Origin of the sequence: Streptomyces beigongshangae, assembly GCF_019710745.1 — a bacterium.
Lineage (GTDB): Bacteria > Actinomycetota > Actinomycetes > Streptomycetales > Streptomycetaceae > Streptomyces > Streptomyces beigongshangae.
Window position 1 is genome coordinate 15,030 of the sequence record NZ_JAHKJW010000079.1, and the last position, 13,314, is coordinate 28,343.

A 13,314-nucleotide genomic window follows, 5' to 3' on the forward strand; every position below is an offset into this window, starting at 1 on the left:
GATCAGTCCAGCCACACATAGCCCGCGAGCCGGCCGGTGACGCCGTCGCGGCGGTACGAGAAATGGTCGCGCGACTCGATGGTGCACACGGGCGACCGCTCCCGGTCGCGCACCCCGAGCCGCTCCAGCTGCGCGTGCACCCCCGCGGTCACGTCGACCGCCGGCGTACCCCACGCCGTCTCGGCGTACGCCGCGGGCTCGACGGCCGCGACCTCCGCGCGCATCGCGTCCGGCACCTCGTAGCACCGGCCGCAGACGGCGGGGCCGGTGCGGGCGACGATCCGGTCCGGCCGCGCGCCGAGTCCCGCCATGGCCCGTACGGCGGCGGGCACGATCCCGGCCACCATGCCGGGCCGTCCCGCGTGGGCGGCGGCCACGACCCCGGCGACGGGGTCCGCGAGCAGCACGGGCGTGCAGTCCGCGGTGAGCACGGCGAGGGCCAGGCCCCGGCGGGCGGTGACGACCGCGTCCACCTCCGGCACCGGGCGCTCCCCCCACGGCTCGTCGACCACGGCCACGTCGGGCCCGTGGACCTGGTTCATCCAGACGACCCGCGCCGGGTCGAGACCGAGCGAGCCGGCCGCCCGCCCGCGGTTGCCGCGTACGGCCTCGGGGTCGTCCCCGACCGCTCCGCCGAGGTTGAGCTCCTCGTACGGAACGGCGCTCACCCCGCCCCACCGGTCGGTGAAGGCGAAGTGCGCGCCGTTCACGGTGCTCGCCGCGGAGCGCTGCCCTATCACTTGAGGAAGTCCGGCACGTCCAGTTCCTCGGCCGCGCTGTCGGAGTAGCTCCGCGACGGCGGCACGGGCGGGGAGGACTGCGGCAGCTCGCTGCTCACCGGCTCCGCGGCGGGCTCCGGCGCCTCCTTCGGCGTGACGCTGCCGAGCGAACCGAAGGTGGGGCGGCTCTCGGCCGCCCGCACCGGCGCGGGCTCCTCGCGCTTGACGGAGGACGAGCCGAGCACGTTGTCCCGCTTGGACGGGGGCTGCCCGCCGTCGAAGCCGGCCGCGATGACGGTGACCCGCACCTCGTCGCCGAGCGCGTCGTCGATGACGGCGCCGAAGATGATGTTGGCCTCGGGGTGTGCGGCCTCGCTGACGAGCTGGGCGGCCTCGTTGATCTCGAACAGGCCGAGGTCCGAACCGCCGGAGATCGAGAGCAGGACGCCCCGGGCGCCGTCGATGGACGCCTCCAGGAGCGGCGAGGAGATCGCCATCTCGGCGGCGGCCACCGCGCGGTCGTCGCCGCGGGCCGAGCCGATCCCCATGAGGGCCGAACCGGCCTCGGACATCACGGACTTGACGTCGGCGAAGTCGAGGTTGATCAGACCGGGCGTGGTGATGAGGTCGGTGATGCCCTGCACACCGGAGAGCAGGACCTGGTCCGCCGACTTGAAGGCGTCCAGGACGGAGACCTGGCGGTCCGAGATGGACAGCAGCCGGTCGTTCGGGATGACGATGAGGGTGTCGACCTCTTCGCGGAGTTCCGCGATGCCGTCCTCGGCCTGGTTGGCGCGGCGCCGGCCCTCGAAGGTGAACGGGCGGGTGACCACGCCGATGGTGAGCGCGCCGAGCGAGCGGGCGATGTTGGCCACGACGGGCGCGCCGCCGGTGCCGGTGCCGCCGCCCTCGCCGGCCGTCACGAAGACCATGTCGGCCCCCTTGAGGACCTCCTCGATCTCCTCGCGGTGGTCCTCGGCCGCCTTCCGGCCGACGGCCGGGTTGGCCCCGGCGCCGAGTCCGCGGGTGAGTTCGCGGCCGACGTCGAGTTTGACGTCGGCGTCGCTCATCAACAGTGCCTGGGCGTCCGTGTTGATGGCGATGAACTCGACACCCTTGAGACCGACCTCGATCATCCGGTTGATGGCATTGACACCACCGCCGCCGACACCGATGACTTTGATGACTGCGAGGTAGTTCTGCGGTGCTGCCACGTCGAAGGCCTCTCGCCTCGAGTTACGTGTCGTCGTGTCGCGCGGGCGCGATCCGACGACTGATGCCGAATGGGGCGGTCCGAACGCCGACCCGAACCCTAACGCTGAAGTTTAGGGTTACCAGTGTGTCTGTTCCTTGGACTCTCCGAACAGGACACTAAGTCGACAAGCGGCGCACGTTCAACGAACACGCCGAACCTCCCGTTTTTCTTTTCACCCTATGTGATCAGCCATAGCGCTGCCCAACCAGGGTGCTGGCCTGCACGGACGCGCGTCAACTGCCCGATGACGCCGGGGCGGTGGGGACACTCACGTCGAAGTGCCGCGCCCCGGGAGCCGCTTTCATGAGAGCGGTGAGCGTATGCGCTTTGTCACGGCCCTTCTCGCCGCTTCCCCAGTCGACGGTGCGTCCGCCGCTCAACTCCAGCGCGATGGAGTCGTACGAACGCACCTCGACGACCCGGGCGGCACGAGCGGCCGCGGCCGGCAGGGAACGGGCCACGCGCACCGCCTCGCGCACCAGCCGGTCGGTGCCGAAACGGCGCAGTCCCGCGGACCGGGAGACGTTCAGCTCCAGTCTCGGTACACCCTGCGGGGGGCGGGAAACCGTGGCATATCGCACACCCTCGGCGTCCACTTCGACATACTTGCCCCCTTTTTCATAATTTTCCGGGGCCCCCGCGCCTTCGCCGATTCCGGTGCTCCCCCTGTTCTCGGCGACGAGAACAGGGGTGCGTTCGGTGACTTTCAGCCTGATTCCGTGGGGCCAGGAACGCGAGACGTCGACCGAGTCGATCCGGGGCAGTTCCCGGAGCAACCTTGCCTCGATCTCGTCGGTGTCGACGGAGATCAACGGCGATCCGGCCGCGATCCCGGCCGCCTCCACGACCCGTGCCGGCGCCAGGACCCGCGTCCCGGAGGCCGACACGCGCTCCACCTTCGTCCACTGCGAGCCGTACAGCACCCAGACGGCACCCGCGGCGAGCAGGACCGGGCAGACGATCAGCGCGACGAGCGCCCGGGGCCCCGGCATCCTTCCGGGCAGGCGGGGCCGGGGCGGGCCGGAGTCCGGGTGCTGCCGTTCGCCGCGTTCGGCGGTGGTCGGTCCGGCCACGCTCCCCTGCCTTCTGCCACGCGCTAGCGGCGTGACGCGATCGCCTCGTACACCATTCCGACGAGCAGGTCGTCGGCGTCCCTGCGGCCGAACTCGGAAGCGGCGCGGGACATCTCGAACAGCCGGTGCGGATCGGCGAGCACGGGCAGGACGTTGCCCTGGATCCACTGCGGCGTCAGTTCCGCGTCGTCGACCAGCAGTCCGCCGCCGGCCTTGACCACCGGCTGGGCGTTCAGCCGCTGTTCGCCGTTGCCGATGGGCAGCGGGACGTAGACGGCGGGGAGCCCGACGGCGGAGAGTTCGGCGACGGTCATCGCGCCCGCGCGGCAGAGCATCATGTCGGCCGCGGCGTACGCGAGGTCCATCCGGTCCACGTACGGTACCGGGATGTAGGGGGGCATCCCCGGCATCTGGTGGACCTGCGGCAGTTCGTTCTTCGGGCCGACCGCGTGCAGGATCTGGATGCCGGCCTGCTGGAGGTAGGGGGCGGTCTGCTGGATCACCTCGTTGAGGCGGCGGGCGCCCTGCGAGCCGCCGGAGACCAGCAGGGTCGGCAGGGAGGGGTCGAGCCCGAAGGCGGCGCGGGCCTCGGGGCGGGCGGCGGCCCGGTCGAGGGTGGCGATGGTGCGGCGCAGCGGGATGCCGATGTAGCGGGCGCCCCGCAGCTTGCTGTCCGGCGTGGAGACCGCGACCTGGGCGGCGTACCGCGAGCCGATCTTGTTGGCCAGTCCCGGCCGGGCGTTGGCCTCGTGGACGACGATCGGGACGCCCAGGCGCTTGGCGGCGAGGTAGCCGGGCAGGGCGACGTAGCCGCCGAAGCCGACGACCGCGTCCGCCTTGGTGCGCTCCAGGATCTGCTCGGCCGCCTTGATCGTGCCGCGCAGCCGCCCGGGGACGGTGATCAGCTCTGGGGTGGGCTTGCGCGGCAGCGGTACCGCGGGGATCAGTCCGAGTTCGTAGCCCCGTTCCGGCACGAGTCGGGTCTCGAGTCCGCGCTCCGTGCCCAGGGCCGTGATCCCCACGGTCGGGTCCTGCCTGCGCAGGGCGTCCGCGAGGGCGAGCGCGGGCTCGATGTGGCCGGCGGTCCCCCCGCCGGCGAGTACGACATGCACCGAAATTCACCGCTCTCCGGACGGACGCGCCGCAGCGCGCCGTCGCATCGTGTTCCACTTCCGAGGCTCCCGACCAGCGGAGCCTCTCACCGCAGCCCGCTTTCTGCCAAAGCGGGGTTGACGCATCGCGAGCGCCGCCCGCGCAGCGGGGTCCTCCCGCGCGAAGGCGATCAGGAGCCCGATGGCGAACATGGTCGGCAGCAGGGCGGAACCCCCGTAGGAGAACAGCGGGAGCGGGACACCGGCGATCGGCAGCAGACCGAGCACCGCACCGATGTTGATCACGGCCTGGGCCGTGATCCAGGTGGTCACGCCACCCGCGGCGTACCTCACGAAGGGGTCCTCCGTGCGTCCGGCCACGCGGATACCCGCATAGCCTAGAGCCGCGAAGAGGGCGAGCACCGACAGAGTGCCCGCCAGACCCAGTTCCTCACCGGTGATGGCAAAAATGAAGTCGGTGTGCGCTTCGGGCAGTTGTCCCCATTTCTCCACGCTCGCGCCGAGGCCCGAGCCGAAGAGCCCTCCGTTGGCCAGGGCGTAGATGCCGTGCACGGCCTGCCAGCAGGAGTCGCCGGGACCGGGCTCGGTGGCGCCGAGGCAGGCGAGGCGGGCCATGCGGTTGGGGCTGGTCTTGATGAGGATCACGCCGAGGGTCGCCGCGACGGCGAGCACGCCGCCGAAGAGCCGGGTCGGCGCCCCCGCGAGCCACAGGAGGCCGAACAGGATCGCGGTGAGGATGATCGCCGTGCCCATGTCGCCACCGAGCATGATCAGCCCGAGCAGCATGAAGGCCACCGGCACGAGCGGCACCAGCATGTGCTTCCACTGGGTCAGCAGCCGCTTCTCCTGCTTGCGGGCGAGCAGGTCGGCGCCCCACAGCACGAGGGCGAGCTTGCCGAACTCGCTGGGCTGGAGCTGGAAGGGGCCGCCGACCGAGATCCAGTTCTGGTTGCCGTTGACCGCGACCCCTATGCCCGGCACCTGGACGAGGATCATCAGGAAGACCGAGCCGAGGAGTATCGGGTAGGCCAGCGCCCGGTGCAGGGGGGACGGCATCCGGGAGGCGGCCAGCAGCAGCAGCCCGCCGAGCACGGCCGCGAGGAACTGCTTGCGGAAGAAGTACGACCCCGGCAGCGACAGCTGGAGCGCGGTGATCTGCGACGCCGAGTACACCATCACCAGGCCGAGCACGGTGATCAGCAGACTGCCGCCGAGGATCAGGTAGTACGCGGTCAGGGGCCGGTCCCAGGCACGCCGTGCGCGGCCGTGGAGCCGGACCACGGCGTTGTCGCGCGGGGGGCGGGACCCGGCGGGGCGCCTGGGGGCCCGCTGGACGGGAGGGCGTCCCGTACGGCTAGTGGGCACGGTGGGCCCCCTTCGTGGTGCCGTGGCGTCCCGCCCGGGGCCCCGCGGGTCCCGGGCCGGGGACGGGGCGGTACGGCGCCGTACCGCCGGCGGAAGACCGCCGACGGTACACCGGCCACGTTGGCGTCACGCGTCGCTCCCAAGGAGTCCGGGCGCCCGGGCCGGCCGGGGCCTGCCGTCAGGCGCCCGCGGCGCCGAGTTCGCGGACCGCTGCCGCGAACAGGTCACCGCGCTGGTTGTAGTTGGTGAACATGTCCATGGAGGCACAGGCCGGCGCCAGGAGCACCGTGTCGCCGGGCCGGGCGAGCCGTGCCGCCTCCCGGACCGCCGCGGACATCGTCCCAGTGTCGGTCCGGTCGAGGTCGACCACCGGCACCTCGGGGGCGTGTCGCGTGAGGGCTTCGCGGACGAGGGCCCGGTCCGCGCCGAACAGGACGACGCCCCGCAGCCGCCCTGCGGACGCGGCGACGAGCTCGTCGAAGGTCGCGCCCTTGGCGAGCCCGCCCGCGATCCACACGATCGGCTCGTACGCCGCCAACGACGCCTGTGCCGCGTGCGTGTTGGTGGCCTTGGAGTCGTCGACGTAGGCGACGCCGTCCACCTCCGCGACGTGCTCGATGCGGTGGGCGTCGGGGCTGAAGGCCCGCAGTCCGTCGCGTACGGCCTTCGCGGGCACGCCGTAGGCGCGGGCCAGGGCCGCCGCCGCGAGGGCGTTGGCGATGTTGTGCGGGGCCGGCGGGCGGACGTCCGCGACCTCGGCGAGCTCCTGGGCCTGCCGGTGCCGGTCCTCGACGAAGGCACGGTCCACCAGGATGCCGTCCACGACGCCGAGTTGGGAGGGCCCCGGGGTGCCGAGCGTGAAGCCGACGGCCCGGCAGCCCTCCTCGACGTCCGCCGCCCGCACCAGGTCCTCGGTGGCCCCGTCGGCCGCGTTGTAGACGCAGGCGACCCGGTTGCCCTCGTAGACGCGGCCCTTGTCGGCGGCGTACGCCGCCATGGAGCCGTGCCAGTCGAGGTGGTCCGGGGCGAGGTTCAGGACGGCCGCGGAGTGGACGCGCAGGGAGGGCGCCCAGTGGAGCTGGTAGCTGGACAGCTCCACGGCGAGCACGTCGAGGTCGGCGTACGCCTCGTCGGTGCCGAGCACGACGTCGACGATCGGGGTCCCGATGTTGCCCACCGCGGCCGTGCGCAGGCCCGCGGCGGTCAGGATCGAGGCGAGCATCCGGGTCGTGGTGGTCTTGCCGTTGGTGCCCGTGACGGCCAGCCAGGGGGCGGCCCTCCTGCCGTCGTGGCCGCGCAGCCGCCAGGCGATCTCGACGTCGCCCACGACGTCCACGCCCGCCTCCGCGGCGGCCAGGAAGAGCGGGCTGTCCGGCTTCCAGCCCGGTGAGGTGACCACCAGGCCGGTGCCCTCGGGCAGCGTTCCGGCGTCCCCCAGGCGTACCCCGATCCCCTGCTGTTCGAGGAGGGCGGCCCGCTCCCGGTGCGCCGGGGAGTCGCCCTCGTCGACGACCGTGACCGACGCGCCGAGGCCGGCCAGGGCGCGGGCGGCGCTGATGCCGCTCACGCCGAGACCGGCGACGGTGATGTGCATGCCCTGCCAGTCGGCGGCGGTCGTCACTTCTTGGCTGCCCATCCCGCGTAGAAGAGGCCCAGTCCGACGATGACGCACATGCCCTGGATGATCCAGAAGCGGACCACCACGAGGACCTCGGACCACCCCTTGAGTTCGAAGTGGTGCTGCAGCGGTGCCATGCGGAAGACGCGTCTGCCGGTGAGGCGGAACGAGCCGACCTGGATGACGACCGACATGGTGATGAGGACGAAGAGGCCGCCGAGCAGGGCCACCAGCAGTTCGGTGCGCGAGCAGATCGCGAGACCGGCCAGCGCGCCGCCGAGCGCCAGGGAACCGGTGTCCCCCATGAAGATCTTGGCGGGCGAGGTGTTCCACCACAGGAAGCCGAAGCAGGAGCCCATGAGGGCGGCGGCGACGACCGCGAGGTCGAGCGGATCCCGCACCTCGTAGCACGCGCCCGGGTTGGTGAGGGTCTGCGCGTTGGCGCAGGACTCCTGGAACTGCCAGACGCCGATGAACGTGTAGGCGCCGAACACCATCGTCGCGGCGCCGGTGGCCAGGCCGTCCAGACCGTCCGTCAGGTTCACGCCGTTCGACATCGCGAGGATCATGAACAGCGCCCAGACCACGAACAGCACCGGGCCGATGGACCAGCCGAAGTCCTGGACGAAGGAGAGCCTGGTGGAGGCCGGGGTGTTGTTGCGGTTGTCCGCGAACTGCAGCGCGAGCACCGCGAAGGCGATGCCGACGATCAGCTGGCCGGCCATCTTCGCCTTGGCCCGCAGACCGAGCGAGCGCCGCTTGACGATCTTGATGTAGTCGTCGAGGAACCCGACCACGCCCATGCCCGTCATCAGGCCGAGCACCAGCAGTCCGGAGAACGTCGGCGGCTTGCCGGTGATCACCTTGCTGAGGAAGTACGCGACGATCGTCGCGAGTATGAAGGCGATGCCGCCCATGGTCGGCGTACCGCGCTTGCTGTGGTGCTCGCGCGGGCCGTCGTCGCGGATGTACTGGCCGTAGCCCTTGCGGGCCAGCAGCTTGATCAGCAGCGGGGTGCCCACCAGCGTCAGGAAGAGACCGATGACTCCCGCGAACAGGATCTGGTTCATCATCGGACGGCGACCTCACCCTCGGCGCCCTCGGCCAGCGCCTGCGCGACCCTTTCGAGACCGACCGACCGGGACGCCTTCACGAGTACGACGTCTCCCGGACGCAGCTGACTGCGCAACAGGTCGACCGCCGACTGTGCGTCGGACACGTGCACCGACTCCTCACCCCACGAACCCTCGTTATATGCGCCCAGTTGCAGCCAGGACGCTTCGATGCCCCCGACCGCGACGAGCTTGCTGACGTTGAGCCGGACGGCGAGCCGTCCGACCGCGTCGTGCTCGGCGAGCGCCTCGTCCCCGAGCTCGGCCATCGGGCCGAGCACCGCCCACGTCCGGCCCCCCTGTGCCTGTGAGGCCCTGCCCATGGCCACGAGCGCGCGCAGGGCGGCTCGCATGGACTCGGGGTTCGCGTTGTAGGCGTCGTTGACGATCGTCACGCCGTCCGGGCGCTCGGTGACCTCCATCCGCCAACGGGAGAGGGTGCCCGCCTCGGAGAGCGCGGTGGCGATCTCGTCTGCGGACATGCCCAGCTCATGGGCGACGGCGGCGGCGGCGAGCGCGTTCGACACGTGGTGCTCACCGTACAGGCGCATGGTCACCTCGCTGCACCCGGAGGGTGTGTGGAGGCTGAACGCGGGCTGTCCGCTCCCGGTGAGCCGTACGTTCTCGGCCCGTACGTCCGCTTCGCCGGACTCCCCGAAGAGGATCACGCGTGCCTTCGTGCGCGCGGCCATGGCCCGTACGAGCGGGTCGTCGGCGTTCAGGACGGCGACGCCGCCCTCCTCGGCCGGGGGCAGGCTCTCCACCAGCTCGCCCTTGGCCCGCGCGATCTGCTCGCGCCCGCCGAACTCGCCGATGTGCGCGGTGCCGACGTTGAGGACGAGGCCGATCCTCGGGGGCGTCAGCTCCGTGAGGTGGCGGATGTGGCCGATCCCACGGGCGCCCATCTCCAGGACGAGGAACCGGGTCTCCTGCGTCGCGGCGAGCGCGGTGAGCGGCAGCCCGATCTCGTTGTTGAGGGAGCCGGGCGTGAACACCGTCGGCGCCTTGCGGCGGAGCACCTGGGCGATCAGGTCCTTGGTGCTGGTCTTGCCCGCGGAGCCGGTGAGGGCCACGAGGGTCGCCCCGAGCCGCCGCACGACGTGCCGCGCGAGGGCGCCGAGGGCCCTCTGGACGTCGTCCACGACGATCGCGGGCACCCCCACGGGCCGGGAGGCCAGGACGGCCGCGGCGCCCGCCGCGACGACGTCCGCGGCGAAGTCGTGGCCGTCCACGCGCTCGCCCGCGAAGGCGACGAAGAGACTGCCCGGCTCCACCTCCCGGGAGTCCCTGACGACCTGTCCGGTGACCCGGACCGACGGATCCGGTATGTCGTGCGTCTGCCCGCCGGTGACTGAGGCGATCTCGGCGAGGGAGAGGGCGATCACAAATTCATCCCTGGGTCTGCTGGATAGCTGCGCGGAGCACCTGGCGGTCGTCGAAGGGACGGACCACCCCGGCGATGTCCTGGCCCTGTTCGTGGCCCTTGCCCGCGACCAGCACGGTGTCGCCCGNGACCACCCCGGCGATGTCCTGGCCCTGTTCGTGGCCCTTGCCCGCGACCAGCACGGTGTCGCCCGGCTGCGCGCGGGCGACGGCGGCGGCGATCGCGGCGGCCCGGTCCTGGAGGACCTGGACCTCCCCGCGCTCGTGGGCGGGCACCTCGGCGGCGCCCGCGAGCATGGTGGCGAGGATGGCCAGGGGGTCCTCGCCGCGGGGGTTGTCCGAGGTCAGTACGGCGGTGTCGGCGAGACGGGCCGCGGCGGCGCCCATCGGCATCCGCTTGGTGCGGTCCCGTTCGCCGCCGCAGCCGAGGACGACGTGCAGCCGCCCCTCGGTGACCTCGCGCAGGGCCCGCAGGACGGACTCCACGGCGTCCGTCTTGTGGGCGTAGTCGACGACCGCGAGGTACGGCTGCCCGGCGTCCACGCGCTCCAGGCGGCCCGGCACGCCGGGGACGGCGGCGATGCCGTCCGCGGCGGTCCGCGGGTCGATCCCGGCGGCGGCGAGGGCGACGATCGCGGCGAGCGTGTTGGCCACGTTGAAGGGGCCCGCGAGCGGCGACCTGGCGGTGATCCGCTCGCCCTTCGGACCGACCGCGACGAAGGCGGAGTCCATCGGGCCGACCCGGACGTCCTCGGCGCGCCAGTCCGCGTCGGGGTTCCCCCCGGCGGAGAACGTCACCACGGGGACGCCGGCCTCCTTGACGAGCCTGCGGCCGTACTCGTCGTCGAGGTTGACCACGCCGAGCCGGCTGCGTTCCGGCGTGAAGAGCTGCGCCTTCGCCTGGAAGTAGTCCTCCATGCCGGAGTGGAACTCCATGTGTTCCGGGCTCAGGTTGTTGAAGACGGCCACGTCGAACACGCAGCCGTCGACCCGGCCGAGGACCAGGGCGTGGCTGGAGACCTCCATCACGACCGCCTCGACGCCGCGCTCGCGCATGACCGCGAACAGCGCCTGGAGGTCGGTGGCCTCGGGGGTCGTGCGCTCCGACTTGATGCGCTCGTCGCCGATGCGCATCTCCACCGTGCCGATGAGCCCGGTGCTGCGGACGCCCTTCAGACCGCCCTCGACGAGGTACGCCGTGGTGGTCTTGCCGGACGTCCCGGTGATGCCGATCTGCAGCAGGTCGCGGCCGGGGCGGCCGTAGACGGAGGCGGCCAGTTCGCCCATCCGCGCGCGGGGGTCGTCGACGACGAGGACCGGCAGGCCGGTGGCTGCGGCGCGGTCGGCGCCCGCCGGGTCGGTCAGCACGGCGACGGCGCCGAGGCCGGCCGCCTGCGTCACGAAGTCGGCGCCGTGGGTGCGGGCGCCGGGCAGTGCGGCGTAGAGGTCGCCCGGGCGCACGGCGCGGGAGTCATGGGTGATGCCCGTGACCTCGGCGGCGCCCGTGGCGCCCGTGGCGCCCTTCGGGTGGTCGGCACCCAGCTGGTCGGCGAGCTCCGCGAGGGGGGTGGCGGAGCCGCGAACCGGCCGCGGCGGCCCCGGACATGTCACAGGGGCGTCCTTCTGGGTGGTGGGGGACTGATCGGCGTGTGGCACGGCGGTGAGCGTACCGGGCACACCCCCGCCGGAGCGAAGTGAGGGGCGCGGCGGGGCGGGCGGCGGGCCGGGCCGGCCGGGGTCGGACGTGTTCGTGGTCACGGGCTTGTTCCTGGTCGGTGGTGCGGGCTGCGGCGGGTGTGCGCCGCCGGTCGGGGCGTGAGGTCAGGGCGTGAAGGTGACGGGGAGCCGGGGGGCCGGCTTCCCGGTGGGCGGCACCTGGAGGGTCTTCAGCGCGAACGCCATGACCTCCTTGTAGACGGGTCCGCAGATCTGACCGCCGAAGTAGCTGCCCTCGGTGGCGTTCTGGATGGCGCAGTACACGGTGACGCGGGGCTTGTCCGCGGGGGCGAATCCCGCGAAGGACGAGGTGTACCCGTGGTAGCGGCCGGTGGCCGGGTCCACGCGGTTGGCCGTGCCGGTCTTGCCCGCGACGCGGTAGCCGGGGATGCGCGCCTTGGTGCCGGTGCCCTCCTCGTCGTCCACGACCGACTCCAGCATCTGTGCCAGCGTTCTCGCGGTCTTCTCGCTGACGACCCTGGTCCTGCGGGCCTCGGCGGCCGGGGTGAAGCGGCCGTCGGCCGCCTTCGTGCCGCGGACGAGCGTCGGTTCCACCCGTACGCCGCCGTTGGCGATCGTCGAGTAGACGGAGGCCGCCTGCATCGCGTTGAGGGAGACGCCCTGGCCGAAGGGGATCGTGTACTGCTGGGAGGTCGACCACTGGTCGGCGGGGGCGAGGATGCCCTTGGTCTCGCCGGGGAGACCGAGGCCCGTGGAGTCGCCGAGGCCGAACTTGCGCAGGTACGAGTGAAGGACCCGGTTGGCCTCCTGCTGCGTGCTGCCGAGCTGGCCGGTCGCCAGGATGGTGCCGATGTTGCTGGACTTGGCGAGGACGCCGTTGAGCGTCAGGTACCAGGTCGGGTGGTCGATGTCGTCGCGGAAGAGCCGGTCGCCGCGGTGCAGCCGGTTGGGCACGGTCACGTGCGTGGCGGGTGTGGCGACGCCCTCCTCCAGGACCGCGGCCATCGACATGACCTTGGCGGTGGAGCCGGGCTCGTAGGCGTCCTCCAGGCTCCAGTTGTGCAGGGCGCCCCCGTCGGCCCCGGACAGGTCGTTGGGGTCGAAGCCGGGCGCGTTCGCCATCGCGAGGATCTCGCCGGTCCGGTTGTCCTGGACGATGACGTACCCGCGGTCCGCCGCGGACTTCTCGACCTGCTCGGCGATGGCGTTCTGCGCGGCCCACTGGATGTCGCGGTCGATCGTCAGCTCGACCTCGGAGCCGGCCACCGCGGGCTTCTCGGTGGAGCCCGCGGTCGGCACCTGCCGTCCGCCGGACTGGGCGTAGCGGATCTCGCCGTCCTTGCCGGACAGCTCCCCTTCGAGCTGCCGCTCGATGCCGCCGCCGCCCTTGCCGTCGGCGTTGACCCAGCCCAGCACCCCGGCGCCGAGGTCGCCGTTCGGGTAGATCCGCTTGCTGCTGGGCTCCTGGAGGACACCCGCCAGGACGTTCGGCGCCCCGCCCTCGCCGGCCTTCTCGGCGAGCGTGCTCTTCAGGTCCTTGATCTGCGTCCAGACCTGGGGGGTCTGCCGGCGGGCGAGCACCACGTACCGGGTGTTCTTCGTGCGCAGCCGGTCGGCGAGCGCCTCGGGGTCCTCGTCCAGGATCGGGCCGAGCAGGGCGGCGGCCTGCTCGGGGGCGTCGCCGGTCTTCGTCGCCTCGCGGGTGAACAGCGTGGGGTCGGCGGTGATGTCGTGCGTGTCCACGCTGATCGCCAGGTCGACGCCGTTGCGGTCGGTGATGCCGCCGCGCTCGGCGGCCAGGGTGCGGCTGAGGTAGCGGTTCTTCTGGGCCTTGGCCGTGTACTCGCTCGCGTCGACCGCCTGCACCTGCAGGAGCCGTACGACGAAGGCGATCAGCACGAGGGCCAGGGCGAGGCTGACCAGGCGCAGCCGCGGGCGGGGGCTGCCGAGCCGGATGACGCGCGGGCCCCCGGCGCGGGGCGGGGCCGGGCGCCGGGCGG

The 13,314-nt window shown here is 72.4% G+C and carries 10 protein-coding genes; all 10 read right to left on the reverse strand.

Features of this window, described 5'->3' with window-relative positions:
- Window positions 1-2 precede the first annotated feature (2 nt).
- On the reverse strand, window positions 3-740 hold the full coding sequence (gene pgeF, locus KM933_RS35085) for a peptidoglycan editing factor PgeF (protein ID WP_221360324.1): 738 nt from the start codon (window positions 738-740) through the stop codon (window positions 3-5).
- Window positions 737-1,933 carry a cell division protein FtsZ gene (ftsZ, locus tag KM933_RS35090; RefSeq protein ID WP_221360326.1) on the reverse strand — a complete coding sequence of 399 codons (1,197 nt, stop codon included), beginning with the start codon at window positions 1,931-1,933 and terminating at the stop codon, window positions 737-739. The genes pgeF and ftsZ overlap by 4 nt, the downstream gene beginning before the upstream one ends.
- Window positions 1,934-2,207: 274 nt before the next feature.
- Window positions 2,208-3,047, reverse strand: coding sequence for a cell division protein FtsQ/DivIB (locus KM933_RS35095; RefSeq protein WP_221360328.1), 840 nt, complete (start codon window positions 3,045-3,047; stop codon window positions 2,208-2,210).
- Between the two features lie 23 nt (window positions 3,048-3,070).
- Complete coding sequence (gene murG / locus KM933_RS35100) at window positions 3,071-4,159, reverse strand: undecaprenyldiphospho-muramoylpentapeptide beta-N-acetylglucosaminyltransferase (RefSeq protein ID WP_221360330.1); 1,089 nt, start codon at window positions 4,157-4,159, stop codon at window positions 3,071-3,073.
- A gap of 6 nt (window positions 4,160-4,165) precedes the next feature.
- On the reverse strand, window positions 4,166-5,524 hold the full coding sequence (ftsW, locus tag KM933_RS35105; protein ID WP_221360332.1) for a putative lipid II flippase FtsW: 1,359 nt from the start codon (window positions 5,522-5,524) through the stop codon (window positions 4,166-4,168).
- A 178-nt stretch (window positions 5,525-5,702) separates the two neighbouring features.
- Window positions 5,703-7,160: a UDP-N-acetylmuramoyl-L-alanine--D-glutamate ligase gene (gene murD, locus KM933_RS35110; RefSeq protein ID WP_221360334.1), complete on the reverse strand. Its 1,458-nt coding sequence runs from the start codon at window positions 7,158-7,160 to the stop codon at window positions 5,703-5,705.
- Window positions 7,142-8,215, reverse strand: a complete 1,074-nt coding sequence (mraY, locus tag KM933_RS35115) for a phospho-N-acetylmuramoyl-pentapeptide-transferase (RefSeq protein ID WP_221360335.1) — start codon at window positions 8,213-8,215, stop codon at window positions 7,142-7,144. Before mraY ends, murD begins: the two co-directional genes overlap by 19 nt.
- The gene (locus tag KM933_RS35120; protein WP_221360337.1) at window positions 8,212-9,639 is read right to left on the reverse strand and encodes a UDP-N-acetylmuramoyl-tripeptide--D-alanyl-D-alanine ligase; all 1,428 of its coding nucleotides are present in this window, start codon (window positions 9,637-9,639) and stop codon (window positions 8,212-8,214) included. The genes mraY and KM933_RS35120 overlap by 4 nt, the downstream gene beginning before the upstream one ends.
- 4 nt (window positions 9,640-9,643) lie before the next feature.
- Window positions 9,644-11,395, reverse strand: coding sequence for a UDP-N-acetylmuramoyl-L-alanyl-D-glutamate--2,6-diaminopimelate ligase (locus KM933_RS35125; RefSeq protein WP_221360347.1), 1,752 nt, complete (start codon window positions 11,393-11,395; stop codon window positions 9,644-9,646).
- Between the two features lie 63 nt (window positions 11,396-11,458).
- The coding region (locus KM933_RS35130) for a peptidoglycan D,D-transpeptidase FtsI family protein (RefSeq protein WP_260334638.1) at window positions 11,459-13,314 on the reverse strand (1,856 nt) is incomplete at its 5' end.